The sequence below is a fragment of the Roseateles sp. P5_B10 genome, assembly GCF_056400485.1.
In genome coordinates this window covers 1-1,189 of record NZ_JBFULE010001193.1, presented here as the reverse complement: position 1 = coordinate 1,189, position 1,189 = coordinate 1, and the positions used below count along the sequence as shown (strand labels likewise).

Genomic DNA, 1,189 nt, shown 5'->3' with positions numbered 1-1,189 from the left:
CCGCCGGGGTAAGGCAGGCCGAGCAGCTTGGCACTCTTGTCGAAGGCCTCGCCGGCCGCGTCGTCGATGGTCTCGCCGAGGATCTCGTAGCTGCCCACGCCGTCCACGCGCATCAGTTGCGTGTGGCCGCCGCTGACCAGCAGCGCGACAAAGGGAAACTCCGGCGGGTCTGTCGACAGGAAGGGCGACAGCAGATGCCCTTCCAGGTGATGGATGGGCAGCGCCGGCACATCGAGCGCAGCGGCCAGCGACACCGCCACGCCGGCGCCCACCAGCAACGCCCCCGCGAGGCCGGGGCCCTGCGTGTAGGCGATCAGATCGACGTCCTGCAGCGCCAAGCCGGCCTGGGACAGAACCTCGCGCGTCAGCGGCAGCACGCGGCGCACATGATCTCGCGAGGCCAACTCGGGCACGACGCCGCCGTAGGCCTGGTGCATCGTGATCTGGCTGTGCAGCGCCTGCGCCATCAGCCGCGGCGGCGCATCGCCATCGATCTCGACAAGCGCAACCCCGGTCTCGTCGCAGGACGACTCGAACCCGAGGATGCGCTGCACGGAGGTCACTTGCCTTCCTTGGCGTGGTTGATCGAGTACTTGGGAATCTCGACCGTCACATCCTGCTGGCGCAACAGCGCCTGGCAGGACAAGCGCGAGTCGGGCTCCAGCCCCCAGGCGCGGTCGAGCATGTCCTCTTCGTCTTCTTCCATCTCGCTCAACGAACGGCCGCCTTCGCGCACGATGACGTGGCAGGTCGTGCAGGCGCAGACTTGGTCGCAGGCGTGCTCGATGTGGATGTCGTTGGCCAGCAGGGCTTCGCAGATCGACGTGCCGGGCGTAGCGGTGATGCTGGCGCCGTCGGGGCAATACTCGGCGTGGGGAAGGATCTTGATGACGGGCATGTCAGTTCTCAAATCTGGTTGACGGCACGGCCGGTCAGCGCGCGGGCGATGGAGCGGTTCATGCGCTCGGCGGCAAAGCCTTCGGTCGCCTCGGCCAGCGCCTTGACGGCGGCGTCGATGGCGTCGGCATCGCCGTCCATCTTGGCCAGGTCCTTCAACCGCGCCTCCAGAGCGTCGCGTTCCGCCGCCGGCAGCAGGTCGCCATCGGCGGCCAGGGCGCTGCGCGTCGCGAGGACCATGCGCTCGGCCTCGACCTTGGCCTCGCGCAGCTTGCGCGCCGCCATGTCGCCC

2 protein-coding genes and 1 pseudogene are annotated in these 1,189 nt (G+C 68.7%); all 3 read right to left on the bottom strand.

Annotated elements, in window-relative coordinates; translation table 11 throughout:
* Nucleotides 1-554 (bottom strand): tRNA (adenosine(37)-N6)-threonylcarbamoyltransferase complex transferase subunit TsaD (locus AC1DU6_RS32015; RefSeq protein WP_477862235.1); only part of this gene is annotated, 554 nt, incomplete at its 3' end.
* Between the two features lie 5 nt (nucleotides 555-559).
* Entirely contained in the window at nucleotides 560-898 is a 339-nt protein-coding gene (gene fdx, locus AC1DU6_RS32010) for an ISC system 2Fe-2S type ferredoxin (protein WP_056196904.1), read from the bottom strand.
* 8 nt (nucleotides 899-906) lie between these two features.
* Nucleotides 907-1,189, bottom strand: a pseudogene (locus AC1DU6_RS32005) (Fe-S protein assembly chaperone HscA); the annotation flags it as partial.